The sequence below is a fragment of the Pelagerythrobacter marensis genome (assembly GCF_036700095.1).
GTDB classification, from domain to species: Bacteria; Pseudomonadota; Alphaproteobacteria; order Sphingomonadales; family Sphingomonadaceae; genus Pelagerythrobacter; species Pelagerythrobacter marensis_A.
The window spans coordinates 285,080-308,349 of record NZ_CP144918.1 but is presented as its reverse complement, the minus strand read 5'-3'; the positions used below and the strand labels follow the sequence as shown (position 1 = coordinate 308,349).

Sequence of the window (23,270 nt, the reverse complement as noted above, 5' to 3'; positions counted from 1 at the left end):
GCGGCTTACCGCCGCGGATCGCGATTGTCATCCGGCTCGCGCAGAATGGGCGGTCATCTGCTGCCGGCGAGGCTCGCGATCGAACAGCCCGGCACCGATGCTCCGCACGATGCCGAGGAGGTCCGTGCCGTCGTCGTCGGCAATCCCGAACAGCAGTTCGTGACGAACGACTGGGGCGCCGCAATAGTCGAAGATGCCGTGATCGATCTGCGTTTTCATCGCGTCGAGATAACCGTGCCGGAGATAGGTTCGCTCCGACGCGCCGGGAAGGGCGATAAGGTGGATCGGCAAGTGCCCCAGCTTCTTGACTATCCGCGACGGGTCGCTGTCGTCGTAGGCCCAGCCATTGGAAAACACCCGATCGATCCACCCTTTCATGAGGCCGGGCATCGACCACCAGTAGACCGGATAGATCAGCACCAGCGCATCGGCGCGCTCGAGCCTTTCCTGCTCGGCCCGGACGTCGCGGGGCGGCGGCGACTTGAGCAAATGGGCCTCGACATCGGCCTGCCGGAACCGCGGATCGAATTCCTCCTCCGCCAGATCGGCGAATTCGACCGTGTGACCCGCCTTTTCCACGCTATCCGCAAGGGCGCGGGCGACCGATGAGGTCATCGATCGGGTATCGGGGTGGGAGACGACAATCAGCGCGTGCATGGCCAGATCCTTTCTGTACATTGAGGGGAGTGGAAACGAGTAACTTACTAGTAGTAGGTTACTAGTAGTAGGTTGATTGTGTCAATTCGGGATGTGCCATCGTCGGGTCGCCGGCTTTCGCGTGAAGAGCGCCGTCGACAGCTTCTGGAAGTCGCGCGCGACATCGTCCGTAGCGAAGGGAACGAGGCGCTGACGCTGGGCTACCTGGCCCAGCGGGCCGGAGTCTCCAAGCCGATCCCCTACGACCACTTCGGATCGCGCACCGGGCTCCTGGCGGCGCTGTATCGCGCGTACGACGATCGGCAGAATGCACGGATGGCGGAAGCCTTGGCGGCCGCTCCGCCCGAGCTGGAGAGCCAGGCGGCCGTCATTGCCGATTCCTACGTCGCGTGTGTCGTCACGCAAGGCAGCGAGATCCCCGGAGTATCGGCCGCGCTGGCGGGCTCGGCAGAACTGGAAGCCATTCGCCTGAGCTATGAAAGCGGCTTCATGGAACGCGTGCGGACGGCGCTGGCGCGATTCAGCCCCACCGGTGAAATCGCGCTGCCTGCGTTGCGTTCGATCCTGGGGGCGGCGGAAGCCCTGTCCTTCGCGGCGGTTCGAAACGAAATTTCGCAAGACGAGGCCACGTCGGAACTGTCCGCGCTGATATGCGACACCGTGCGAAGGGCGCCGGACGACCCTCGGCAACAAAGTGTAACGACGGCGAGATCGCGCTTGTAACTTTCGCGGCGCATCGGGGAAACACGCGCCATGCAGATCAACGAACCTTCGGATCGGCGCACGGTCGTCGCGATCGTCGAGGATGACCGGGAGATCGCCCAGCTGATGGCCGAACTGCTGGCGCGTGAAGGCTACGAGGTGGCAATATGCCGCGACGGGTCCGAACTGGATCGTCTCGCAGCCCGGCGCCGCCTGGACCTGGTCCTGCTCGACCTGATGCTTCCGGGGGAGGACGGGCTCTCGATCTGCCGCCGGCTGCATTCCGCCCCGGTTCGCCTGCCCGTGATCATGATTACGGCCAAGGGCGACGACATCGACCGCATTCTCGGGCTGGAGGTGGGGGCGGACGATTACCTTCCCAAGCCGTTCAACCCGCGCGAGCTGGTTGCGCGCGTGAGGGCGGTGCTGCGGCGGACGAGACTGGCGCACCGCCCTTCGCCCTTGACGGGGCGCCGTTATCGTTTCGCCGGCTGGGTGCTCGACGCCGGTTCCCGCGAGCTGCTCGACCCGCAGGGCGAGGCCGTCGAACTGACCGGGGGCGAGTACGATCTTCTCGTTGCCCTGCTCGACCATCCTCAGCGGGTGCTGACGCGCGATCAGTTGCTCGACTGGACGCGGGGACGCGATGCGGCGCCTTACGACCGCACGATCGATGTGCAATTGAGCCGCCTGCGCCGCAAGCTCGGCGACGACCCCCGGAAGCCCGCGATCATCCGCACGGTCAGGGGCGGCGGATATCTGTTCGCCCCTCCCGTCGAATTCGCAGGGCCTTGAAAATGCGCGGCCTTCCGGGCTCGCTGCCGTTCCGCATCGGCGCGATCTTCCTCTTCGGTTCGATCGCCCTGCAGATCGCCATCCTCCTGGCGGTGATCTGGCCCGATGGCAGGCCGCTGATGTATCGCCTTGTCGACCCCGCCGACGCCCGGGAAATTGCCGAGGCGGTGGAGCGTGCGCCGCCCGAGGTGCGCCCGCTGATCGCGCGGGCGGCCAGCGGTGGTTCCACGACGGTCGAGCTGTTCGGCTCCGATGCGGAACTGGCCGTCACCGCCGGCACGCTGCGACCCGCCCCGAAGCTGGAAGAGCGCTATGCTCGCTATGCCGCGGAGCTTGAGGGGCGGCCGGTGGAGATACAGGTCCGCGCAGTCGGCAGGCTGTCCCGCGTTGTCCGCCCGGATGCGCCGCCGCGCGGCCCGATGCGGGTCGTCGTCAGGCTGCGGACGGGCGAATTGCTGGCCATCGAACGGGCACCGGTCGTGCTCCAGCTGCTGGCTTCGCGCTATCTCATCGTCGCGCTGGTGGCGGCAGCGGTGCTGGCCGTGCTCGTGCTGGTGCTTTACTGGCAGGTGGTCCGGCCGCTCGGGCGCCTGGCAAAGGCGACCGAAGACCTGAGCCGGGACATTGCCGCGGCCGACGTGTCGGTCGGCGGCGCGCGCGAACTCCAGGCGCTCGGCACCGCGTTCAATGCGATGAAAGCGCGGATCGCCGAACTGGTGGCGGAACGTACCCGCATGCTCGCCGCGATCGCCCACGACATGCGCACTTATCTCACCCGTCTGCGACTGCGCGCGGAGCGCATTGCCGACGACCATCAGCGGCGCATGGCGATCGCGGATATCGAGGAGATGAGCCTCCTGCTCGACGATGTGCTGCTGTTCGCGCGGACCGAAGCGCACGGCGACGATCCGCAGCAGGAAATCTGCGCCTGGGAAGAGGCGGTGGCCTATGTCGCCATGCGCCGGGAGGCGGGCGACGACGTATCGCTTGCGGGCGAACAACGGAACTTGCCCTGCGCCTGCGGGCGGCTCGCCTATCGCCGAATACTGGCCAATCTCGTCGACAATGCGATCCGTTATGGCCGCCGTGCGGAAGTGCGCCTGGAAAGGGCGGAGGAAGCCGGGCCAGCGATCGAGCTGAGTGTCAGCGACGAAGGGCCGGGCATTGCCGAAGACAGGCTCGGCAGGATCGCCGAGCCCTTCGAACGGGTGGAGGAATCGCGCGGCCGGCACTCCGGCGGGGCCGGGCTCGGACTGTCGATCGTGAAGGCGCTTGCGGAAAGCCATGGCGGCAGTCTGCGGCTCGAGAACGGCGCCGCGGGCGGATTGCGGGCTGTCGTGCACCTGCCTGTGGCTGGCGGCCGCCCGGTCTCGGCTGCGAAGCCGGAACATGGGTAGCTGGACACGGTGTTCGGCTGCCCCGCTATCGGGCGGACTTGGCAGACAGCGTTTCGAGCCAGTCCCGGCGAGCAGCCAGTTGGGCGACAGCCCCCTCGACCGCCCATTGCTCGTACATGTCCTCGAACGGTTCCGCGTCCTGCAGCTTCGCGATTTCCCGCTCGGTCTGCCCAATCCATCGATCGAGAATCCTTCGTCTCTCCGCCGGCGTCAGCAGCGCCAGGAAGTGGCACCGCGTGCGGATCGGATCGGGGGCGGCCGTGGCCAGCCCCGGCTTGTCGCCCACGATCCAGCCATGTGCCTCCGTCAGCCCGGCATCGGTGAGTTCGAGATGCTTCGTGCCGCGCCGGTCGTGACCGATCGCCGTGGCGGTCAGCAGGCCCTTTCGGGCGAGACGTTCGAGCAGGGGGTAGATCGCGCCAGCGCTGGCTTGCCAGTGCGCCGTCCCCGATTTCTGGAATTCGCGCCGGATTTCGTAAGCCGTGCTGTTCGGCTTCAGGGCGAGGAGGCCGAGCACGGTGCCTTCGAGTTCGGTCATCTCCGACATATCGTTTTCCCTTGCCCGGACGACCATCCAGAGGCAATAGTCCGATTCGTACTAAATGCAGAAGAGTTGCCCATGACCTTGTCGATCCTCCTCTGGCTCGCCGTGTTTGCGCCGTCGGTGGCCATTCCCAACGGCATGCTGATTTCGATCCCGATCGTCGCGCTCATCCTGATTTTCGTGAAGCGGACCCGCGGGCCGACATTCTCGGCGGTGTTCCGCAGCATTCCGGTGTCGCTTGCCGTCGGGGCGCTGGCGGGCGCGGCCATGCATTTCGCGATGAATCCGCTGTTCGACCTCCTGGCCAGGCAGGTGACGGGGGCGGAGCCGGACCTTTCCTCGCTGGCCGCCGTTCACGGCGATCTGGGCAACTATCTCAAACTGCTCGCCCTCGGCGTGCTTTTCGGCGGGATTATCGAGGAACTGATCGACCGGGGTTTCCTCCTTGGCTGGGGGACGGCGGAGTTCGGCGAGGCGTGGGCCATCCCGCTGCTGCTGCTCACGTCGCTGGGCTTCGGCCTCGCCCACGCATGGCAGGGGACGGCAGGCATGATCACCACCGGGCTGAGCGGCCTGTGCTATGGCGCCGTCTATCTGCTGTGCGACCGGAAACTGCTCCCGGCGGTCACCATGCACGCGACGAGCAATGCGATCGCAATCACCGCAATCTATCTGTACGGAGTTCAATAAGCGATGCAGCGCATCCCCATTGCGCCCGATCCCCGCGCGGTCCTGGCCGGCCGGGGGCAACGCCTCCGGCGGGTCAGAGCCGCGACGATCGTCATCGGCGCTTCCGCTGCCATCCTTTTCGCCCCGGCCGTGTGGGCGCAACAGGATTCGTCCCAGGCCGCGATCCGGGCCCATACCGAATTCCTTGCCGACGATCTTCTCGAGGGCCGCGATACTGGGACGCGGGGGCACGAGATCGCTGCCCGCTATGTCGCCGCCCAGCTTGCTGCCATAGGAGTCGAAGCCAGGGGGACCGATGGCTATTTCCAGCAGGTCCCGCTCCGTCGCCGGACCCTTGCGGCGTCGCGGCTTGCCCTGGCGATCAAGGGGAGCCCGGTCGAACTCGTCAACGGAGAGACCGTCGTCGTCGACGGGAGCCGGACCGAAACCGCCGAAGAGCTGGACCTGCCGCTGGTCTTCGTGGGCTGGGGGATCACCGCCCCCGAGCTGGGCCTCGACGATTATGCCGGTGTCGACGTTCGCGGCAAGGCCGTGGTTCTTATCGAAGGCGCCCCGGCGACCCTGCCCGGCGCGCTGCGCGCCCATTTCAGCTGGGTCCAGCAGAAGGAACGGATGGCCGCGGCAGCCGGTGCGGTTGCGGTCGTCACGATCAAGAGCCCGGAACGGGAGCGTATTTCCCCGTGGGACTACACGCGCCGGGCCAGGCTGCAGCCCGCCCTCTCATGGTATTCCGGCAATGCGGAACAGGCCGCCCCGATCAAGGCCACGGTCTCGCTCTCGCCGTCCATGGCCACGCGCCTGTTCGACGCTCACGGCCTCGATCTCGCCGCCATATACGCCGGTGCGAGCGACACGCCCCCAGCCGCCCGGGAACTCGATGCGAGGATTTCGATCCGCCGCGAAACGCGTCACGACGATCTTGTATCGCCCAATGTCGTCGGGATGGTTCCGGGGTCCGATCCGCAGCTCCGCGACGAATATGTCCTGGTTCTCGCGCATCTCGATCACGTCGGCATTGGCGAGCCGGTGGCCGGCGATGCGATCTACAATGGCGCGATCGACAATGCCGGCGGCGTCGCCGTCATGCTGGAGGCCGCGCGACGCATCGTATCCGCTCGCCCCTCGCGCTCGGTGCTCTTCGTCGCGACGACCGGAGAGGAAAGGGGCCTGATCGGAGCGGACTATTTCGCCGCCCATCCGGTGGTGGACATCGACCGCATCGTCGCGGCCATCAGCGTCGACGGATTGATGGCGTGGCACGATTTCGAGGATATCGTGGCACTGGGCGCCGATCACTCGAATCTCGGCGAGGCGTCGCGGCGCGCGGCCGCTGCAATCGGCGCGCGACATATTCCCGACCCCAATCCGCAGCGGGGCAATCTCGCGCTGAGCGACCAGTATCCCTTTCTGCGCCTGGGCATTCCGATTCTCTTCCCCAATCCCGGCCCGCGCGATCCGGCGACGGGGATGGCCGTGCACCCCAATTGGCAGGCTTACGAGGAAAACAGCTACCACCAGCCGTCCGACGACACTTCGCTGCCGATACGCTGGGATGTCGCCGCCCGGTGGGAGCGCTATATCCGCGAAACGATCCTGAACATTGCCAACGGGCCGCGTCCGGCCTGGTACAGGGACGATCCCCTGATGCACGGGTTTGCGCCGAATTCGCTGCCGGTCGAGCGGCCGGAGCGCGGGGCCGGGTAGCGGCCAGCCGCAGGTTCCGCAGGCCGTATCGACGGCGAGGAGCCAGCGTGCCGGCACGGGAGCCAGGGCCGGCACGCTGGCGGCTGCGAAAGAGCGTGTCAGCGTTGCCGGCGCCGCTCTTCCGCGAGCCTTCTGAATTCGGCCATTTCCTCGCGATCGACCACGCCGTTGCGGTCGGTGTCCGCCAGATCGAATACGAGCGCGCGGCCGTATACGAACTCGTTGCGTTCGACCCTGCCATCGCCATCCTCGTCGATGGCGTCGATCAGTTGCCGGAGCTTGTCGCCCGAGCGACGCCGCAGCAGCCCGCCGCGGCCGCCGTCGCTCTGGTCGAGTACGCCGTCGCTGTTGCGGTCCAGCCGGTCGAACAGCCTGGCTTTGCTCGCCGTATATTCCTCGCGGGTGACTCTGCCGTCGCCATTGGCGTCGGCGCGAACCAGGAGCTGACCCGGATCGCGTTGCTGGGCCAGCGCCGGGGACGAGAGGACAATGGCCGTTCCGGCCATCGCGAACAGAAGCATATGGCGTTTCATCCTGCTCATCCCCTTCACTTGGGCCGGCGGTAGCTGCGGGTGCTGTCGACCGCGTCCCCGCGCGCGTTCGAACGCGATCGCTGCACGGTGACATAGTCGTCGCCGACCGAGACATCGCGCGTTGCCGTATAGCCGCGTCCGCTGGACGTGGTGGCGCCGCGCGTTCGGGAATAGCCGTCGTCGGTGCGATAGACCGTGCTCCATCCGGACTGGCTGTTCCCCTGCGCGCCGGTGCGATTGCGGCTGACGCTTGCCGATCCGTCGCCGTTCCGAGTGTAGGTCGCGTCGCGCCGCACTTCGGCGCCGTTGCGGTAGGTGCGGCGAACGTCGTTCTGGACCTGCCCGTCGCCCCAGTCGGTCGAACGCGTCTGGCGATAGCCGCGTCCGTTGCCGGTTATCGCACCGCGACGGACCTGGGTGGAGCCGGGCTGGCGAGAGACCGCTCGCCCGGCGTGATAGGCCCCGCCATTGGGGCCGTGTCCGTGGATTACGCGAACGCGATCACGCGCTTCGGCGGGGGAGGCCGAAGCGGTGACCACACCGGCGAGCAAGAGCGAGGCAAGCGTTATTGTGGAACCGAGTCTGATCATCGAAGAACTCCTTTTTCGTCGATCCTTCGCTTTTCGACCGGTTCGGTAACCGGCGGTTGTCCCGCCCATGTCGCTTCGCGACAAAGTGTAACCGCGTTCGCCATCTCGTATCGGGCGATGCGGCGAGAGTCAGGCCGCAGCAGGCTCGTTCCGCGCATAGTCGGCCAATTGCCCCTCAAGCGCCCTTTGAAACGGCTCGCGCCCCTCGCACCGCCGAAGGTACGCATCCACTGGCGGATAAGTGGAGCATAAGTCGGTATGGCGAACGAGCCTGAGCACTGTTGCCATAAGGATGTCGGCGGCGGTGAAGCGATCCAGCAGGAACTCGCGCCCCTCCAACCGGGCCGCAACCACGGCAAGCCGGTCCTGGACTTCCTCGACCAGTCCGGGCCGGCGGAGCGGGGCCCATTCCTCGTCGCCGTGCACCAGGTCGAGCGCGAGAAGGCTGTCGAGCGGCGGTTCCACCGTGTTCAGCGCCGCGTAGATCCACACGATCGTTTCCGCACGGCCCGCGCTTTCCGCGGGCATGAGCGCCTCGCTTCGTTCGGCGATCAGCTGCACGATCGCGCCCGATTCGAACAGGCGGGAATCGCCAGCGGCCAAGGCGGGCACCATCCCGAACGGCTGCTTGCGGCGATAGTCTTCGGATTTTCGCGCCGACAGGCCGATCCACTCGACAGCGTATTGCACGCCGGCCTCCTCCAGCGCCCAGCGCACCCGCAGATCGCGCACTATGCCCCGGGCAAACGGCGGAACCCAGTCGAAGCCGGTGACGGTACAGTTTTCCATTGCTTGTCTCCTTTTTCGGATGTTCGCCGGCGCGCTCAATATTCGTCGTGCAGGCGGAGCCAGCTCATTATCTCTCCCGCTTCGTTCCGGCCCTTCGGCGCCAGATCGAGCCAGTTGAAAGCGCCCATCAGCAGCTCGGCACCGCGATGGTACGTCGAATAAGTGTGGAAGACGGTCCCCCGGTCGTCCCTGGTGAAAATGCTCGCCCCGAACATGTCGGAGCTGTTCTGGATGGGGGTGACGCCGTAGTTGTAGAATGCCTGGCCGCTCGCCCGCTCGTGCGGCGGAAAATAGACGCCGAAGTCGTAGTTGAAGTCGCTGTCGTGCGAAGAGACCCACGGGAACGTCCAGCCCATTCGCCGCTTCACCTGTTCGATCTGGTCGATCGGCGCGCGCGACACCGCCGCGAAGGCAAGGTCGGCATGTTCGAAATGCTGCCGCGCCGCGTCGATGTGGTCTGCAATGAATGCGCAGCCTTTGCAGATCTGCGTGAAGTCTGGCGGCAGCATGAAATGATAGATCGCGAGCTGGTTGCAGGGGCCGAACAGCTCGCCAAGTTCGACCTCACCTTCCGGTCCGGCGAACCGGTAGGTCTTCTGCAGCCGGACCCAGGGAAGCCGGCGTCGTTCTGCACGCAGGGCGTCAAGCTGGTGAGTCAGCGCGCGCTCTTTCGCAAGCAGGGCCTTGCGCGCTTCGATCCACTTGTCGCGGGGGACCACCGGGTGGTCCACTGTCGTTGCCGTGGTCATAGAGTTCCTCCTTCTCCGGGCTGGGGTGTTGGCGCCGCCCCGGCTCTCAGCCAGGGCGGCAGGTGGAAAATGGCCATGAGCAGGTACATTGCGGTCATGCCGTCGACCGGCAGCCAGACCGGTCCCGACGAACAGAGCGCCCCGATGCGCGGATCGGTTGCCGCGCTCCATGCCATCAAGGCGAATACCGGGGACGCCGCAAGGCTGAGCGCCGGGGCCAGGTAGCGCAGGCGGGGTGCCCTTGCGGTTTTCGTTGGGGCCGCTGACATTGCCATTGGTTCGCTCCGCATCGTGAGGTTGCGGATTTAGGCGGAGGGGCGATCGGGTGAGAGTGACAAGTGTGACGGGATTGATATGGACTCGCTGATCGCGGCCGCCGCTCGCGCGCTCGGGGCAGGCGATCCGCTGGCGGCGCTCAAACCGGTGGCCTTGCGGGAAGATCCGCCTGCGCTGGCCTTGCGCGGCATTGCCATGGCCCAGCTCGGCGATCTCGTGCGAGCGAGACAGCTGTTGCAGAGGGCGGGGCGCGCGTTCGGACCGAAGGAAACCGTTGCGCGAGCGAGATGCCTGGTGGCCGAAGCCGAGATCGCGCTTGTCTCGCGCGATCTGGCAGGCAGGGCGGAGACCTTGAGCAAGGCAAGAGCGACGCTGGAGGCCAGCGGCGACCGGCGCAATGCAGCCCACGCCGGTTCGCTCGCCGCGCGCCGGCTGCTCCTGATCGGCCGTCTGGACGAGGCGGAGGACACGATGCGCACCGTCGACCCCGGCGCGCTCCCTCCCGCATCTCTGGTCGGCTATTGGCTGGTCGCCGCCGGCATCGCGATGCGGCGCGTTCGCGCGGCTCCGGCCCGGCAGGCGCTGGAGCGCGCCGAACATGCCGCCCGGTCGCTGGCGATCCCTCCGCTGTCGGCCGAAGTCGAACGCGCGCGGGATGCCCTGGCGGCCCCTGCGGCGCGCCTGATCGCAGGCGACGACCGGCGGCTGCTCGCGCTGGCCGAGGTCGAGGCTCTGATCCGTTCCGGCAAAGTGGTGATCGACGCCTGCCGCAATGCCATTCGGGCGGACGGCGCCATCGTATCCCTCGCGAGCAGGCCCGTTCTTTTCGCCCTTGCGCGAACTCTGGGGGAGGCGTGGCCTTCGGATGCCTCGCGCGAGGAGCTTCTGGCCAGGGCCTGCAAGACCCGGCACATCGATGAAACGCACCGCGCGCGCCTCCGCGTCGAGATCGGCCGTCTCCGCAAGGCGCTGCGCGGATTGGCGGAGGTCCGCGCGACCCGGCGCGGTTTCCTGCTGGTGCTTCCCGACCGATGCGGGCTTGCCGTGCTCGCGCCCCCGCACGAATGCGAGCATGGCGACGTCCTTGCTCTCCTTGCCGATGGGGAAGCCTGGTCCAGCTCCGCTCTGGCGCTTGCGCTCGGGGTCAGCGCCCGCACAGTCCAGCGTGCGCTGGAGACCCTTGCTGCCGATGGCCAGGTGGAACCGTTCGGCCGTGGGCGCGCGCGCCGCTGGGTCGCGCGACAGGTTCCGGGCTTCCCGACAGGCTTGTTACTCCCCGGTCCGCTGGCGATAGGATAGGGATGCGCCCATGACACACAGACAAGCACAGATCCTTCGCGAATACGGACCGTTCCCCGATGCCAACAACGTGGCCGGGGTGAGTTTCGACGGGACGCACGTATGGTTCGCGTCCGACAACGGGTTGGTCGCGTTCGACCCGGACAAGGGTGAGGTTCGCACAACCCTGCCCGTCGTCGCCGACGCGGGCACGGCCTTCGACGGCACCCATCTCTTCCAGATTGCGGAGATGACGATCCGCAAGATCGATCCCGCCACCGGCGAAGTGTTGAGCGAAATTGCCACGCCCGGGGAGGGCGGCGCATCGGGCCTCGCCTGGGCCGAAGGGTCGCTGTGGGTGGGCAAGCACCGCGGCAGGAAGATTCATCAGGTCGACCCGGATACCGGGGCGGTGCTTCGCACCATCGATTCGGATCGCTTCGTAACGGGCGTGTGCTGGGTCGACGGAGAGCTGTGGCACGGAACCTGGCAGGACGAGCAGAGCGATGTCCGGCGCGTCGACCCGGAAACGGGTGAGGTGCTGGAACGCCTTGAAATGCCGCCGGGGGTCTGTGTGTCAGGGCTCGATTCCGATGGCAACGACCGCTTCTTCTGCGGCGGCGGACCCGGCGGGGTGGTGCGGGCGATCCGTCGAATCTAGAGGGATTCGAGCAGGGCTGAAGCGGCGCAGGCCCGACAAAAACAACTCTGGACCGAGCCGTCTGAGCCGATCGATCCCGAACCGGGCTTGCCAAACCGCAAATCGTTCCATATTTCGATATTTATCGAATCATAGGAGCGATCGATGCAAGCCGACCATGTGATCCGGGCGCTGTCCGCTCTGGCGCAGGAACATCGCCTTGGCGCCTTTCGCCTGCTTGTGCAGGCGGGGGAGGACGGGGTGGCGGCCGGCGTTCTTGCCGAGAGGCTGGACGTGCCGCCGTCTTCGATGAGCTTTCACCTGGCCCAGCTCGCCAATGCGGGGCTGGTCACGCAGCGGCGCGAGAGCCGGTCGATCATCTATTCGGCGGACTATGCCGCGATGAACGCCCTTATGGGCTACCTCACGGAAAACTGCTGCGGCGGAGTGCCTTGCGCGCAGGATGCCGCCTGTCTCCCTTCCCCTCAACGAAAGAGCGCCTGATGAAACGTTTCCATGTACATGTCGGCGTGACCGATATCGACCGGTCGATCGCTTTCTATTCGAGCCTGTTCGGGACCGAACCCGCGGTTGTGAAGGCCGACTATGCCAAGTGGATGCTCGACGATCCGTGCGTCAACTTCGCGATCTCGATGCGAGAGGATGCGGCGAAAGGTATCGAACACGTCGGGTTGCAGGTGGCGGACAAGGCCGAACTCGAACAGGTCTACGGCCGCCTGAAGGCTGCCGACCGCCCCGTGCTCGAAGAGGGCGCGACGACCTGCTGCTACGCGCAATCGGAGAAGAGCTGGATTGCCGATCCCGATGGCGTGGTGTGGGAGGCTTTCCTGACCGAAGGCGAAAGCACCACCTATGGCGGCAGCCCGGACCTGGACCGGCTCGCATCGGCCCATGCCTCGCCCGACGCCTGCTGCGCGCCGCAACCGGCGCCCGCCGGCGCCTCCTGCTGCTGAGGCGATCCATGTCCGACCGACCGTTCAACGTGCTGTTTCTGTGCACGGGCAACTCCGCCCGCTCGATCCTGGGCGAAGCGATCCTCAACCACGACGGCGCCGGGCGCTTCGCGGCCTATAGCGCCGGCAGCAATCCGACCGGCACCGTCAACCCCTGGGCGATTCACACGCTGCAGACGCTCGGCTATCCGGCGGAGGGCTATCGCTCCAAGAGCTGGAGCGATTTCGCCGAAGGGCCGGAATTCGACCTGATCTTTACCGTTTGCGACAGCGCGGCGGCAGAGGCCTGCCCGGTATGGCCGGGCCGCCCGACGAGTGCGCATTGGGGCATACCCGATCCGGCCGCTGTCGACGGCAGCGATGCGGAGAAGGGCGCGGCATTCCTCGATGCCTTTCGCATGCTCAAGCGGCGGATCGACCTCATGCTCGCCCTCCCGATCGAGGATATCGAACAGATCGCCTTGCGCGAAAAGCTGCAGGACATCGGGCGCGAGGCCGACGCGCAATGACCGCGACAACGGCCGAAATGGATGCCCGGGCGGTGGGGCTGGGCCTGTTCGAGAAATGGCTTTCGGTATGGGTCGGTGCGGCGATCCTTGCGGGAATTGCGCTCGGCAATCTGGCGCCGGGGGTGTTCGCCGCGCTGGCCTCGATCGAATATGCGTCGGTCAACCTCGTCGTCGCGGCGCTCATCTGGGCGATGATCTTCCCGATGATGGTCTCGGTCGATTTCGGCGCGGTGCGGCGCGTGGGCGACAAGCCCAGGGGCCTGATCATCACGCTGGTCGTCAACTGGCTCGTCAAGCCGTTCACGATGGCCGCGCTCGGCGTGCTGTTCTTCGAAGTCGTGTTCGCCGATCTGATCGCACCTGCCGATGCGCAGCAATATATCGCCGGGCTGATTCTGCTCGGCGCCGCGCCCTGCACGGCGATGGTGTTCGTCTGGTCGCAACTGACCAGGGGCGATCCGGCCTATACGCTGGTGCAAGTGGCGGCGAACGATCTCATCATGATCGTTGCCTTTGCCCCCATCGTCGCGCTGCTGCTGGGCGTCACCGATATTACCGTCCCGTGGGAGACGCTGCTGCTCTCGGTCGCGCTCTACGTGGTCATTCCGCTCGCCGCCGGGGCCTTCGTGCGCCATCGGCTGCTGGCCCGCCGCGGCGGGGACGAAGCCGCGGTGACCGGCTTTGTCGGCCGCATGAAGCCGCTCTCGATCGTCGGCCTGCTGCTCACCGTGCTGCTGCTGTTCGGCTTCCAGGCGGAAACCATCGTCGCGCGCCCGTTGCTGATCGCATTGATCGCCGCGCCGATCGTCCTTCAGAGCTACGGCATCTTCCTGATCGCCTATGGCTGGGCCAAGGCGTGGAACGTGCCGCACGCGGTTGCCGCCCCTTGCGCGCTGATCGGCACGTCGAACTTCTTCGAGCTGGCCGTGGCGGTGGCCATCGGCCTGTTCGGGCTGGGCAGCGGGGCGGCGCTGGCGACGGTCGTGGGCGTGCTCGTCGAAGTGCCGGTGATGCTCTCGCTGGTGGCGATCGCCAACCGGACGCGCGGCAGCTTCCCGGCGCCGTAGGCCGATCGCCCCCGGCCCACGGGTCCGGCCTGGCGGAGCCCGATCGAGCGGTCTTCCGCGCACCGACATGCCGGAGATGCGCCCGGCTGCGTCAGGATTGCAGCTCGGGACCGTAGCTTGCTCTGCACAGGGAGGGCACCAGATCGCTGGGGGCCGCCCGACCATAGAAGAAGCCCTGGCCGTATCGGCATCCCATCTTCCTCAGGATGTGGTGCTGCGAAGGCGTTTCGATCCCCTCGGCCACAACGTCGATGCCCAGACTGCCGCCCAGTCCGATGACGGCCTCCACGATCGCGGTATCGCCTGCGCTCTCCTCGAGCCCGCGAACGAACGAACGGTCGATTTTGATCAGGTCGACGGGGAACTGTTTAAGGTGCGACAGCGAGGCATAGCCGGTTCCGAAGTCGTCGAGGGCGACGGTGATGCCGTTCGCGTGGAGGAGTCGCAGGGCCGCATCCACCAGACAGGCGCCGCGCCCCAGAAAGACGGTTTCCGTCACTTCGACCTGGATCGATCCGGTGCTGATCCCACAGTTCGCGATCTTTTCCAGCAAGCGTTCGGCGAAATCCCCGTGCCGGAACTCGGCAGCGGCGGCGTTGACTGCGATATGGCCGAAGGGAACGCCCTCCTGCTCCCATTGCCGAACATGGGTCATGACCTGTGCCAGCATGGAAGCGCTGATCTCGCAAGCGAGTTTCGGGTCGTCGAAAGCTGCGGCGAGCGATGCCGGCGGCTGCGCGTCTTCGCCCGGCCGCTGCCAGCGGAGGAGCGCTTCGAACCCCACGATCGAGCCGGTCTGAAGATCGACTTTCGGCTGATAGTGCGGCTGAATCCACTGCCCGTCGATGGCAGATCGAGCGAGGTTCAGCATCGAAGATCGATTCCGGACCTCGTTCAACATCGATGGCTCGAACAGCTTCCAGCACCCCCGCCCCGCGGATTTGGCGGCATAGAGCGCGATATCCGCCTGCTTCAGCGGGTCTTCGGGCCCCGACTGGGGCAGCAGCGCCGCCCCTATGCTGACGCTCAACTCGAGGATGTGCCCGGAATAGACGCAAGGTTCGTGAAGCGCATCGCTGATCTCTCCAATCACCCTCGACAGATCGTTCCGCTCGGAAATATTCGAGAGGAGGATAGCGAACTCGTCGCCCCCGAGCCGAGCCACCAGGTTCCCCGGCCGCACGACTTCCTTCAGCCGGTTCGCAAAAGTGACGAGGAAGGCGTCGCCGGCGTCATGGCCGACCGTGTCGTTGATCCGCTTGAAGTGGTCGAGATCGAGCAGCAGAAGGGCGTAGCCCTTCGCGCCTGCTTCTGCGCGAGCAGCCACGCTGCGCAGCTGCTTCTGAAGCAGAAAGCGATTGGGCAGTTCGGTCAGGGAATCGTGGTTCGCCGCCCATTGGGCGCGCTCTTCTGCCGCCTTCTGGTCGGTGACATCGCGGGACACGATCATGACGCGGTGGACGCTGCCGTCTGCCGCCAGGATCGGCGCCATTACGATGTCCCACCACCTCGGATCGCGGCGCCCGAACTGCAGGAGAACTCGCCCGATCCTGCCCTGCAGCGCCTTGCGCATCGCGCCTGCGGCTTTCGGCCGCAGGGGCTTGGGGAAGGCCTCCTCCCAGTGGCGCCCGATCAGTTCGGCGCCAGCGTCGACGGAATAGGCCGCCGCGGTGGCGCGGTTGGCGAAAACGACTTTGCCGTCGAGGCCGATCAGAGACATGCAATCCGGGCTCGCGTCGATGATGCCCCGGCTCAATCTGTTGCTCTCCGCTGCCGACTGTTCTGCGAGCACCCGCGTGTGAATATCCGTACAGGTCCCGTACCAGCGCGACACCTGCCCGTCCTCGTCCCGCTCGGGACGCGCCCGGACCAGAACCCATCTCGCTACGCCCGAGGGTTCGACAATTCGGAACTCGGTCTCGTATGGCTCGCCTGTGGCGATTGCCTTCGACCAGGCCCTCCATGCGCCATCCTGATCGTCTTCGTGGATCGACAGCAGCCAGTGATCTTCGAGTGCGGGCCGGTCCACAGGCTCGAACAGATCGTTCCATTGCTCGCTGATGAAGTCGAGTTTTCCGTCGGCGCCGGCGGTCCAGATCACCTGTGGAATGGAATTGAGCGTGGTATGGATTCGACGCTGGCTCTCGTTGAGCGCCTCGTTGGCGAGGCGGCGTTCGTGAACATCCGTGCATGTGCCGTACCACCTGCGCCCGCCGGATGGGTCCTCCTCCAGGCGACCGCGACTGATTACCCAGCGATAGGCGCCGCTGGCATCGCGGAGCCGGTATTCTGTCTCATACCCATCCCCTCTCCGGCGACACGCCCGCCACGCCGCGAGGGCTCCGGGCACATCTTCGGGATGAATGAACCCTTCCCAGGCGTCGCCGAATGTCGATCCCTCCGGCAGGCCGGTAAATTCGTACCAGCGCTGGCTATAATAGTCGGGGCGATCCTTCCCTTCCGGCATGGACCAGACCATCTGGGGCATCGAGTCCAGTATCCGCCGGAATCGGTCCTGGTTGCGCTCGACGATCGACTGGGCGGTGACGCGGTCATGGATGTCGGTGCATATCCCGAACCAGATTCGGCCGTCTTCGGTCGACGCGCGGCTCAGCACCCATCGAAAGCCTTGGGACCGGTGCCGGAGCCGGTACTCGCATTCGTACGGCGCTCCGGTGCGGAGACTGTGATTCCAGGCCCGGTCGGCTCTTTCGCGATCCTCCTTGTGCACGAGGTCGCTCCGCCTGACGGCATTGGCCTTCTTCAGATCGACTCCGGTGAATTCGACCCAGTGCCGATTGTAGAATTCGTCGCCTTCGTCGGGACCGTGAATCCATACCATCTGCGGCAGAAGATGGAGAGCGGAGCGAAAGTCGAAGGCGACCACCGTCTCCGCCGGATGAGCGGCGTCCGAATTCGATTGGATTTTCGCTTGGTACAAGATCGCCTCGCATTTCGGGAGACCTATCCTATTCGCCAAGGCTTTCTATTTACCTAATTTTTTCGCCTTGAAGATTCCCGAGTTCCGAGGCGGCGCCGGCTTTTCCGCGACGGGGCGTTAAGCTGACCCCGGCCGGGGACGGGTGGCCGGGCGCGCGGCGCACGTGGCGCGCCGTGCGCCCCGCCGTGTCGAGCCGTTTGCAATAGGACCAGAGGCCGATCTGGAGGCCGATCAGCATGAGCACGAACGGTTGATAGGCAATGCCCTGGAACAGCGATCCGACGAGATAGATGATCTGCGCCACCTGCAGCGCGCTCGCGAGCGGTGCCTGCCATTGCTCGGTCGCGCCGGTTCGCCCGCGCCACCGGCGGCGGATCCGCTCCATCTGCCACAAGCCGAGCGCGTGGAGCCAGAGCCACAGCCCGAGGCCGGGCCAGCCCTGCTCGCCCAGCATTTCGAATATCGCGGAGTGGTAGGCGCGCGCCTCGTCGACCACGTCCCGGTATTCGATCGCAGTCGTGTTGCCCTGGTCGGAAAGGACGGGCATTTTGTAGGTAAAGCTGTTTCCGCGGTAAGCGTCGAACCCGCCGCCCAGGGGGTTTTCGGCGACATAATCGAGCGTCCATCGCCACACCGCGACTCTGGTCGAAGCCGATTGATCCTGGTCGTGGTTGCCGATGGTCGACATCCGCTCGTAATAGCTCTGCGGCAGGAAGGGCAGCGCGATCAGCGCGAGAGCGGCGCCCGCGGCGACAAAGGCGAAGCGCCGCTTCACCTCGCGCAGGGCCACTACGGCGAGCACGGCGATGCACAGCAGCCCGGTGCGCGCCTCGGTCCCCACCGGGACCAGCAGACAGGCGAAGATCAGCGCATAGCCGAACGTCTTTACCCGCCAGTCGGGCGGGAACACCGTGCCGTGGCGGGTGAACCAGAGGATCAGGGGAATGATCGCGATAGCCACCGTCGAAAGCGTCGAGCTTTCATAGATCCCGGTGTTGTCGTTGACGAAGAAATAGAGCGAGTCGTAGCCGCCGCCGCCGAGCGCAGTCTTCATCCCGGCGCTGATGATGATCGCGCCGGCCGTGAGCACCATGATCAGCGCCGCGCCCTCTATCCTGAGGCGGGTGGTAAGCGTGAGCGGCAGGAAGATCGCGAAGACCAGCGCCTTCCACACCCAGTCCCACTTCTCCAGCGCCTCGACCGGGAAGTCGGCCGTCGTCGTTGTCCAGAAACAGTACAGCAGGAGCACCGAGAGCAGGAACTGGCGGAGCGTGAAGCGGACGTCCTTCTTCCTGTCGGTCAGCAGCCACCCCGCGAAGGCGGCGCAGAAGGCGATCAGCGAGATCGGCAGCGCCGAGGTGATCGACCAGCCGATCTTCTGCGGCGCAAGAATGTCGATGTAGCAGTAGGCGAGCACCCAGAGGAACGGCCGCCGCAGGCCGATGGCGAGGAACGCCAGGACGAAGGCGAACAGCGCGAGATCAAGCATCGGGCGTCTGCCCGCCGTCACGGCCGTCGCCGCGCGGCTCCTCGAAAGCCGGATCGCGGTCGGTCGCGTCGCGCCCCGCCAGCCGCAGCAGCGCGATCAAGATCAATGCGTGGATCAGGCCGAGGGCGAAATAGTCGATCAACCGGGAAAGTGCTTTCGATTGGCGCGCGTCGATGCCGACTAGCACCGGCCGGTTGACGGCCCGTTAAGCTTGCTGTGCCGCGCGGCAGAGGCGGTCGCTCGCGGCGGTCGCCGGCCTTCGGCCCGGTGGCGGAGACGGAGGGATTCGAACCCTCGATACCCGGAAAGGGTATGGTTCCTTAGCAGGGAACTGGTTTCAGCCACTCACCCACGTCTCCGCATGCCCGGGGGGCCGTGCGAGGGGCGCGCTATAACGGCCCCTGCCGGGCGCTGCAAGCCGCCTGTCGCCGCGCCGGCCGGCGGCGCGGGGGCCCGGCGCACGACTCGTTTCGCCGTGTTTTCGATTCGCTTCGTCGCCGGTTCATTGCCGCTTCAGCCGCGAAGGATTCTGTTCGTGGATGGACCGGTCCGCGTCGCGGGCCGGAGTTTCGAGCCAGGAGGGGCCGATGACAATCATTCCCGCAATCCGCGGCACGCTCGCGATGCTTGCCGGCGCGGCGGCGCTCGCGGTCACGCCGGTTTCCGCACAGACGATCGAGACGTTCGATCCCGACACCGCCATCGACGGCGACCTGATGGAGCGGCCGGGCGACCAGCCCGTCTATGCCGAGCCCGAGCCGCAGGCCGAGGCCGGCGGCGACAGCGTCGTCTATTCGCCCACCCCGCCGGCCGACGCGCCGGTCGCTCCGGCCTGGTCGGACCCGGCGGCGCCAGCCGGCGAGTCGGGGGCGCGCGAGACGGCGGCCGCCGCCGGATCGGCGACCGCCAGCCCGCAGGTCGCGGCCGCGCCCGGCGAAACCTACAAGGAAGACGATCTGATCGGCGCCGCGGAAGGCGTCTTCGGCAAGGGCGCCGAAGGCGTCGCGCGGATGATCGAGAACCTGCTGGACAAGCAGGGCGAGCCCAACGCCTATATCGTCGGGCGCGAGGCGAGCGGAGCTTTCGTGGTCGGCGCGCGCTACGGCTCGGGCACGCTCTATCACAAGGTCGAGGGGCAGCGTCCGGTATACTGGACCGGCCCGTCGATCGGGTTCGATGTCGGTGCCAACGCCGGCAACACCTTCGTGCTGGTCTACAACCTTTACGATACCGAAGAGCTTTACGAGCGCTATCCGGCGGGCGAGGGGCAGGCCTATGTCGTCGGCGGCCTCACCGCCAGTTATCTGCGCAAGGGCGACGTCGTGCTGATCCCGATCCGGGTCGGCGCCGGCCTGCGGCTGGGCGTGAATGCCGGGTACATGAAGTTCTCCAAGAAGCAGCGCTGGTTGCCGTTCTAGTCGCACCGCAAGAAAAACTCGGGGGTCCGCGGGGGGCCGCAACGGTATTTCCTGTTGCGGCCCCTCACGCGTCTCGGCATGGCGCTGGCCATGCTCGACAGACTCGAACCCCAATCGCCCGATGCGCTGCTGGCGCTGATCAAGCTCTACGCCGATGACGAGCGGAGCGACAAGATCGACCTCGGCGTCGGCGTCTATCGCACCGGCCAGGGCGACACCCCGGTCTTCGCCGCGATCAAGCAAGCCGAGGCCCGCCTGGTGGAGGAGCAGGATTCGAAATCCTACCTCGGCCCCGAGGGCGACATGGGCTTCGTCCATGCCCTGATGCCCTATGTTTTCGGCAAGGACGGCACGATGGGCGGCCGGCTGGCCGGGATGCAGACCCCGGGCGGCACCGGCGGCGTGCGGCTGGCGGTCGCGCTGGCGCGGCGCGCGGGCGTGAACCGCGTCCACCTCGGCACGCCGAGCTGGCCCAACCACGCGCAGATCCTGGCCGACGTAGGCGTCGACGTGGCGACGTTCGACCATGCCCGGCCCGACGGCACCGCCGATGCCGATGCACTGCTGGAGGTTATCCGCGGCGCGCAAGACGGCGATGCCGTGCTGCTCCACGGCTGCTGCCACAACCCGACGGGCATCGACTATTCGCCCGAGGAGTGGGATGCGATCGCCCGCGCCTTCGCCGACGGCGCGGCGCTGCCGATCCTCGACCTCGCTTACCAGGGCCTGGGCCACGGGATCGACGAGGACGCCTATGGCCTGCGCCGCGTCCTGGCCGAAGTGCCCGAGGCGCTGGTCGCCTATAGCTGCGACAAGAACTTCGGCATGTACCGCGACCGGGTCGGCGCGCTCTACGTGCTGGCGCGCGATGCCGGGCAGCTTCCGGCGATCCAGTCGAACCTCAACGCGCTGGCCCGCGCGTCGTGGTCGATGCCGCCCGATCACGGCGGCGCGGCGGTGCGGGTCGTCCTGCGCGACCCGGACCTGACGCAGCAGTGGCTGGACGAGCTGGAAACGATGCGCACACGGATGCGCCAGGTGCGCGAAGCGCTGGCCGATGCCGGGACCGCCGGTTCGGTCGACCTTGCCCCGCTGGCGCACCAGAACGGGCTGTTCTCCACCCTTCCGGTGACCAAGGAGCAGGTCGAGCGGCTGCGGACCGACCATGCGATCTACATGGCCGGATCGGGCCGGATCAATGTCGCCGGGCTGCACCAGGGCAATATCGACAAGTTCGTGAAAGCGCTCGCCGCCGTCACCGGCTGACCGCCGGCAGGTTGACACTGGACGGGGCACTTGTGCGGTGTGACCTTTCATGCCGCTTCCCCGTCCCGTCCGGGGCGCCGGGCGCGGCCGTCCGCCCGGTCCATGCGCGCAAGTAGCTGAAAAAGCGAGGCAATATCGGGCTTCTGCCATACCCCGACGAAGCGGCCGCGATACATGCGGACGTGCCACAGACCCGTCTCCATGCGCCAGGCGAGCAGCGCGTTCGTGACCTTCCGCGACCGGGTCTCACCCGCCTGTGACCTTTCGCTGTCACCATGCGGAGCCGCCTTGCCGAGCGCCGCGTCCCACGCCCGGTTGAACCCTTCCGCGCCCTCGCGGCGGCGCAGCCGGTAAGCCGTTTCGCGCGCCATCGAAACGCGCCGCGCCGCCTCGGCGACCGAGCGCGTTTCGGCGAGATAGCCGATGAACAGCGCCTGCCGCCGCGGGGTCCACCCGTCGGCCCGCGTGCGGCCGGGCACGGCATGGAACAGCGGAATGCGCGGCGGCGGGGGGCGTCGCTCTCGCAACTGAGGGGGCGGATAGTGCTTCATCCGGTACGATAAGACAGATTTGCGCCGAGTAGGAAAGCATCGCGTGCAATCGGGCAAAAGGCCGCGCCGCTGCGAAAAGAAAAGACCGAATTGACCGGAAAAACCGGGCGGCAGGCATGGCGAATCGCAGATAAAGCGCGCCATCCGCCGCGTAGAATCCCGGATGAACGACTGTATTCCCGTGTAGGACGGCCCGGCAATACGAAGCGAAACCGCGCCGGTTTGCGCGCACGAGCCGCCCCGGCACCCGCACGCCCCGTCTCGCTTGCGGTTATAAAACCCAAACCCCGCGCGTATGTCGCCGCCTCCAACATGGAGGATTGCATGAAGACCGTTTTTGCTTTGGCCGCCGCGTCGCTTGTCGTCAGCGGGGGCGCATTCGCCCAGGAAGCGGCCGCGCCGCAGACCGCGCAGGCCGCGCCGCAATCGGCGGATATTTCCGACGAACAGGTCGATCGCTTCGCGCTCGCCGCGCTCAAGGTCGAACAGATCGCGGGCGACACGACCATGGACCAGCAAGAGAAGCAGGCGAAGATGATGGCCGCCGTCGAAGAGAGCGGCATGGCGCCGCAGGAATTCAACGCCATTGCCGTGGCCAGCCAGGGCGATCCGCAGTTGCAGGAACGCATCCAGGCCGCCGCCTCGGCCCATGTCGAGGCCGCGCAGCCCGCCGGACCCTCCGGCAGCCGCTGATCCTCACCGATTTCGTGCGCGGGCAGCGACGCCTCCCCGCACCGATCCGCGCCCCGTCCGGCCCCAGGCCGGGCGGGGCGCTTTGCGTCGGCCGGGGGTGCTGCCTCAATGAAAACGATTAGAAGGCGCGCCGCATGCCGATCACGACGTTGCGCCCCTGCAGCGGGGACCGGCTCTTGGCGCAAGAGGTATGGGCATTGGCCGTGCCGGAGAAAGTGCCAATGCCAATCCTCGCATGCGGTCGAGATTTTCCTGCGGATGCGGCTTTCTGCAAGCGCGGAACCGACCGCTTCTATCTCATCATATGGGGTGGCTGGGGTGGCGTGCCTCGCTAATCGAGTGCGGACAATTCCGCCACCTCACCATCGGCGAACGCGATGCGCAAATTGTCGCGATGGAAATTCCAGTATCGGGCGGTCTTCATCGCATCCCAAAATTTGCGACCAAACCGCCTTGCCTCGTCCGTGGCGACACAACCCGCCATCGTTTGAACCGTCGGCTCGTTCGTAAACTCGAACCGGCCATCCGGCCTCCAGCGAATTCCCCCTCCGATGGAGTTGCACAAAAGCGTGCCACTGATAGCGCCGTCGTCCCCGAACCGAATTGTTGCCGACGGGCTCCCTTGCTGTGGCTCCACTGTTCCTGCGACGCTTTCTACACTCCATCGCGCATTGACCAAATCCGCGGTTTGGGACGTGCCGGTCATCACGGTAGAGCACGAGGCCAGGGACCCAAACGTCAGAGAACAGAGCGCCAGAATACCTGTCCTCATGCTCAAGATCATTTTCGGCATCCGCCCTAATTATGCGAGTCATTAGGTGACGACATGATTTGCATAACGCAAGTGGGGAGATTCTGTTTCAATTTCATTTCAGGCAGGGTGCCCGGTGATATGAAGTTGAATACTATCGATAAGTCTATCGTTTCACGATCTCGCGATCTTTCTTCGTCACCTTCATTGCAGCCTATCCGTGAAGGAGGCTCTTCCGTGACGTCGAACGGACAGATGCTGCGCGCA

General features: G+C 66.3%; 26 protein-coding genes and 1 tRNA gene. 15 read left to right on the top strand and 12 right to left on the bottom strand.

Features of this window, described 5'->3' with window-relative positions; genetic code table 11:
- Window positions 1-27 precede the first annotated feature (27 nt).
- Window positions 28-657, bottom strand: a complete 630-nt coding sequence (locus tag V5F89_RS01430; RefSeq protein ID WP_338446485.1) for an NAD(P)H-dependent oxidoreductase — start codon at window positions 655-657, stop codon at window positions 28-30.
- Between the two features lie 78 nt (window positions 658-735).
- On the opposite strand from V5F89_RS01430, the gene V5F89_RS01425 reads away from it, so the two are divergent.
- Genes V5F89_RS01425 through V5F89_RS01415 form a run of 3 tightly spaced genes read left to right on the top strand, consistent with a single transcriptional unit; the run spans window position 736 to window position 3,551 of the window.
- Entirely contained in the window at window positions 736-1,380 is a 645-nt protein-coding gene (locus V5F89_RS01425; protein ID WP_338447483.1) for a TetR/AcrR family transcriptional regulator, read from the top strand.
- A 30-nt stretch (window positions 1,381-1,410) separates the two neighbouring features.
- Complete coding sequence (locus V5F89_RS01420; protein ID WP_338446484.1) at window positions 1,411-2,154, top strand: response regulator; 744 nt, start codon at window positions 1,411-1,413, stop codon at window positions 2,152-2,154.
- 2 nt (window positions 2,155-2,156) lie between these two features.
- A complete protein-coding gene (locus V5F89_RS01415; RefSeq protein WP_338446483.1) occupies window positions 2,157-3,551 on the top strand; it encodes a sensor histidine kinase in 1,395 nt (464 codons plus the stop codon).
- Between the two features lie 25 nt (window positions 3,552-3,576).
- Here V5F89_RS01415 and V5F89_RS01410 read toward each other — a convergent pair whose 3' ends face one another.
- Complete coding sequence (locus V5F89_RS01410) at window positions 3,577-4,089, bottom strand: PadR family transcriptional regulator (protein WP_338446482.1); 513 nt, start codon at window positions 4,087-4,089, stop codon at window positions 3,577-3,579.
- Between the two features lie 81 nt (window positions 4,090-4,170).
- Here V5F89_RS01410 and V5F89_RS01405 point away from each other — a divergent pair, with 81 nt between their 5' ends.
- The gene (locus tag V5F89_RS01405; RefSeq protein ID WP_338446481.1) at window positions 4,171-4,785 is read left to right on the top strand and encodes a CPBP family intramembrane glutamic endopeptidase; all 615 of its coding nucleotides are present in this window, start codon (window positions 4,171-4,173) and stop codon (window positions 4,783-4,785) included.
- Window positions 4,786-4,788: 3 nt separating this feature from the next.
- The gene (locus tag V5F89_RS01400; protein WP_338446480.1) at window positions 4,789-6,489 is read left to right on the top strand and encodes a M20/M25/M40 family metallo-hydrolase; all 1,701 of its coding nucleotides are present in this window, start codon (window positions 4,789-4,791) and stop codon (window positions 6,487-6,489) included.
- Window positions 6,490-6,587: 98 nt separating this feature from the next.
- Here V5F89_RS01400 and V5F89_RS01395 read toward each other — a convergent pair whose 3' ends face one another.
- The 4 genes from V5F89_RS01395 to V5F89_RS01380 all read right to left on the bottom strand — a co-directional run bounded on the left by V5F89_RS01395 (window position 6,588) and on the right by V5F89_RS01380 (window position 9,150).
- A complete protein-coding gene (locus V5F89_RS01395; protein ID WP_338446479.1) occupies window positions 6,588-7,022 on the bottom strand; it encodes an EF-hand domain-containing protein in 435 nt (144 codons plus the stop codon).
- 14 nt (window positions 7,023-7,036) lie between these two features.
- Complete coding sequence (locus tag V5F89_RS01390) at window positions 7,037-7,612, bottom strand: hypothetical protein (RefSeq protein WP_338446478.1); 576 nt, start codon at window positions 7,610-7,612, stop codon at window positions 7,037-7,039.
- A gap of 129 nt (window positions 7,613-7,741) precedes the next feature.
- Window positions 7,742-8,401: a glutathione S-transferase family protein gene (locus tag V5F89_RS01385; RefSeq protein ID WP_338446477.1), complete on the bottom strand. Its 660-nt coding sequence runs from the start codon at window positions 8,399-8,401 to the stop codon at window positions 7,742-7,744.
- A gap of 35 nt (window positions 8,402-8,436) precedes the next feature.
- A complete protein-coding gene (locus tag V5F89_RS01380; RefSeq protein WP_338446476.1) occupies window positions 8,437-9,150 on the bottom strand; it encodes a thioredoxin family protein in 714 nt (237 codons plus the stop codon).
- 75 nt (window positions 9,151-9,225) lie between these two features.
- On the opposite strand from V5F89_RS01380, the gene V5F89_RS01375 reads away from it, so the two are divergent.
- From V5F89_RS01375 to arsB, 7 genes are all read left to right on the top strand, one after another.
- Window positions 9,226-9,375, top strand: a complete 150-nt coding sequence (locus tag V5F89_RS01375) for a hypothetical protein (RefSeq protein ID WP_338446475.1) — start codon at window positions 9,226-9,228, stop codon at window positions 9,373-9,375.
- 129 nt (window positions 9,376-9,504) lie between these two features.
- Window positions 9,505-10,725 (top strand): HTH domain-containing protein, encoded by a 1,221-nt coding sequence (locus tag V5F89_RS01370; protein ID WP_338446474.1) that lies wholly within the window; start codon window positions 9,505-9,507, stop codon window positions 10,723-10,725.
- Between the two features lie 10 nt (window positions 10,726-10,735).
- Window positions 10,736-11,365: a glutaminyl-peptide cyclotransferase gene (locus V5F89_RS01365; RefSeq protein WP_338446473.1), complete on the top strand. Its 630-nt coding sequence runs from the start codon at window positions 10,736-10,738 to the stop codon at window positions 11,363-11,365.
- A 144-nt stretch (window positions 11,366-11,509) separates the two neighbouring features.
- Window positions 11,510-11,848: a metalloregulator ArsR/SmtB family transcription factor gene (locus tag V5F89_RS01360; RefSeq protein ID WP_338446472.1), complete on the top strand. Its 339-nt coding sequence runs from the start codon at window positions 11,510-11,512 to the stop codon at window positions 11,846-11,848.
- Window positions 11,848-12,318, top strand: coding sequence for an ArsI/CadI family heavy metal resistance metalloenzyme (locus tag V5F89_RS01355; RefSeq protein ID WP_338446471.1), 471 nt, complete (start codon window positions 11,848-11,850; stop codon window positions 12,316-12,318). Before V5F89_RS01360 ends, V5F89_RS01355 begins: the two co-directional genes overlap by 1 nt.
- A gap of 8 nt (window positions 12,319-12,326) precedes the next feature.
- Entirely contained in the window at window positions 12,327-12,827 is a 501-nt protein-coding gene (locus V5F89_RS01350) for an arsenate reductase ArsC (protein WP_338446470.1), read from the top strand.
- A complete protein-coding gene (arsB, locus tag V5F89_RS01345; protein ID WP_338446469.1) occupies window positions 12,824-13,894 on the top strand; it encodes an ACR3 family arsenite efflux transporter in 1,071 nt (356 codons plus the stop codon). The genes V5F89_RS01350 and arsB overlap by 4 nt, the downstream gene beginning before the upstream one ends.
- A 91-nt stretch (window positions 13,895-13,985) precedes the next feature.
- Here the strand turns inward: arsB and V5F89_RS01340 are convergent, their stop codons facing one another.
- From V5F89_RS01340 to V5F89_RS01325, 4 genes are all read right to left on the bottom strand, one after another.
- Window positions 13,986-16,835 carry an EAL domain-containing protein gene (locus tag V5F89_RS01340; protein ID WP_338446468.1) on the bottom strand — a complete coding sequence of 950 codons (2,850 nt, stop codon included), beginning with the start codon at window positions 16,833-16,835 and terminating at the stop codon, window positions 13,986-13,988.
- Between the two features lie 49 nt (window positions 16,836-16,884).
- Window positions 16,885-18,324 carry a DUF5935 domain-containing protein gene (locus tag V5F89_RS01335; RefSeq protein WP_338446467.1) on the bottom strand — a complete coding sequence of 480 codons (1,440 nt, stop codon included), beginning with the start codon at window positions 18,322-18,324 and terminating at the stop codon, window positions 16,885-16,887.
- Window positions 18,317-18,466, bottom strand: coding sequence for a hypothetical protein (locus V5F89_RS01330; RefSeq protein WP_338446466.1), 150 nt, complete (start codon window positions 18,464-18,466; stop codon window positions 18,317-18,319). The genes V5F89_RS01335 and V5F89_RS01330 overlap by 8 nt, the downstream gene beginning before the upstream one ends.
- A 126-nt stretch (window positions 18,467-18,592) precedes the next feature.
- Window positions 18,593-18,683: transfer RNA gene (locus tag V5F89_RS01325), tRNA-Ser, on the bottom strand.
- Window positions 18,684-18,911: 228 nt separating this feature from the next.
- On the opposite strand from V5F89_RS01325, the gene V5F89_RS01320 reads away from it, so the two are divergent.
- Together V5F89_RS01320 and V5F89_RS01315 are read left to right on the top strand one after the other, a co-directional pair.
- Complete coding sequence (locus tag V5F89_RS01320; protein WP_338446465.1) at window positions 18,912-19,742, top strand: DUF1134 domain-containing protein; 831 nt, start codon at window positions 18,912-18,914, stop codon at window positions 19,740-19,742.
- Between the two features lie 90 nt (window positions 19,743-19,832).
- Window positions 19,833-21,008, top strand: a complete 1,176-nt coding sequence (locus V5F89_RS01315) for an amino acid aminotransferase (protein WP_338446464.1) — start codon at window positions 19,833-19,835, stop codon at window positions 21,006-21,008.
- A 47-nt stretch (window positions 21,009-21,055) separates the two neighbouring features.
- Here the strand turns inward: V5F89_RS01315 and V5F89_RS01310 are convergent, their stop codons facing one another.
- The gene (locus tag V5F89_RS01310) at window positions 21,056-21,559 is read right to left on the bottom strand and encodes a hypothetical protein (protein WP_338446463.1); all 504 of its coding nucleotides are present in this window, start codon (window positions 21,557-21,559) and stop codon (window positions 21,056-21,058) included.
- 90 nt (window positions 21,560-21,649) lie between these two features.
- On the opposite strand from V5F89_RS01310, the gene V5F89_RS01305 reads away from it, so the two are divergent.
- Window positions 21,650-22,252: a DUF4168 domain-containing protein gene (locus V5F89_RS01305; protein WP_338446462.1), complete on the top strand. Its 603-nt coding sequence runs from the start codon at window positions 21,650-21,652 to the stop codon at window positions 22,250-22,252.
- 331 nt (window positions 22,253-22,583) lie between these two features.
- Here the strand turns inward: V5F89_RS01305 and V5F89_RS01300 are convergent, their stop codons facing one another.
- Window positions 22,584-23,024, bottom strand: a complete 441-nt coding sequence (locus V5F89_RS01300; protein WP_338446461.1) for an META domain-containing protein — start codon at window positions 23,022-23,024, stop codon at window positions 22,584-22,586.
- Window positions 23,025-23,270: the final 246 nt, after the last annotated feature.

Bases quoted from the DNA above. Each gene is read 5' to 3' on its own strand.
- V5F89_RS01430 (WP_338446485.1), bottom strand. From the start codon at position 657: ATGCACGCGCTGATTGTCGTCTCCCACCCCGATACCCGATCGATGACC.
- V5F89_RS01420 (WP_338446484.1), top strand. From the start codon at position 1,411: ATGCAGATCAACGAACCTTCGGATCGGCGCACGGTCGTCGCGATCGTC.
- V5F89_RS01415 (WP_338446483.1), top strand. From the start codon at position 2,157: ATGCGCGGCCTTCCGGGCTCGCTGCCGTTCCGCATCGGCGCGATCTTC.
- V5F89_RS01410 (WP_338446482.1), bottom strand. From the start codon at position 4,089: ATGACCGAACTCGAAGGCACCGTGCTCGGCCTCCTCGCCCTGAAGCCG.
- V5F89_RS01405 (WP_338446481.1), top strand. From the start codon at position 4,171: ATGACCTTGTCGATCCTCCTCTGGCTCGCCGTGTTTGCGCCGTCGGTG.
- V5F89_RS01400 (WP_338446480.1), top strand. From the start codon at position 4,789: ATGCAGCGCATCCCCATTGCGCCCGATCCCCGCGCGGTCCTGGCCGGC.
- V5F89_RS01395 (WP_338446479.1), bottom strand. From the start codon at position 7,022: ATGAAACGCCATATGCTTCTGTTCGCGATGGCCGGAACGGCCATTGTC.
- V5F89_RS01390 (WP_338446478.1), bottom strand. From the start codon at position 7,612: ATGATCAGACTCGGTTCCACAATAACGCTTGCCTCGCTCTTGCTCGCC.
- V5F89_RS01385 (WP_338446477.1), bottom strand. From the start codon at position 8,401: ATGGAAAACTGTACCGTCACCGGCTTCGACTGGGTTCCGCCGTTTGCC.
- V5F89_RS01380 (WP_338446476.1), bottom strand. From the start codon at position 9,150: ATGACCACGGCAACGACAGTGGACCACCCGGTGGTCCCCCGCGACAAG.
- V5F89_RS01375 (WP_338446475.1), top strand. From the start codon at position 9,226: ATGAGCAGGTACATTGCGGTCATGCCGTCGACCGGCAGCCAGACCGGT.
- V5F89_RS01370 (WP_338446474.1), top strand. From the start codon at position 9,505: ATGGACTCGCTGATCGCGGCCGCCGCTCGCGCGCTCGGGGCAGGCGAT.
- V5F89_RS01365 (WP_338446473.1), top strand. From the start codon at position 10,736: ATGACACACAGACAAGCACAGATCCTTCGCGAATACGGACCGTTCCCC.
- V5F89_RS01360 (WP_338446472.1), top strand. From the start codon at position 11,510: ATGCAAGCCGACCATGTGATCCGGGCGCTGTCCGCTCTGGCGCAGGAA.
- V5F89_RS01355 (WP_338446471.1), top strand. From the start codon at position 11,848: ATGAAACGTTTCCATGTACATGTCGGCGTGACCGATATCGACCGGTCG.
- V5F89_RS01350 (WP_338446470.1), top strand. From the start codon at position 12,327: ATGTCCGACCGACCGTTCAACGTGCTGTTTCTGTGCACGGGCAACTCC.
- arsB (WP_338446469.1), top strand. From the start codon at position 12,824: ATGACCGCGACAACGGCCGAAATGGATGCCCGGGCGGTGGGGCTGGGC.
- V5F89_RS01335 (WP_338446467.1), bottom strand. From the start codon at position 18,324: ATGCTTGATCTCGCGCTGTTCGCCTTCGTCCTGGCGTTCCTCGCCATC.
- V5F89_RS01320 (WP_338446465.1), top strand. From the start codon at position 18,912: ATGACAATCATTCCCGCAATCCGCGGCACGCTCGCGATGCTTGCCGGC.
- V5F89_RS01315 (WP_338446464.1), top strand. From the start codon at position 19,833: ATGCTCGACAGACTCGAACCCCAATCGCCCGATGCGCTGCTGGCGCTG.
- V5F89_RS01310 (WP_338446463.1), bottom strand. From the start codon at position 21,559: ATGAAGCACTATCCGCCCCCTCAGTTGCGAGAGCGACGCCCCCCGCCG.
- V5F89_RS01300 (WP_338446461.1), bottom strand. From the start codon at position 23,024: ATGAGGACAGGTATTCTGGCGCTCTGTTCTCTGACGTTTGGGTCCCTG.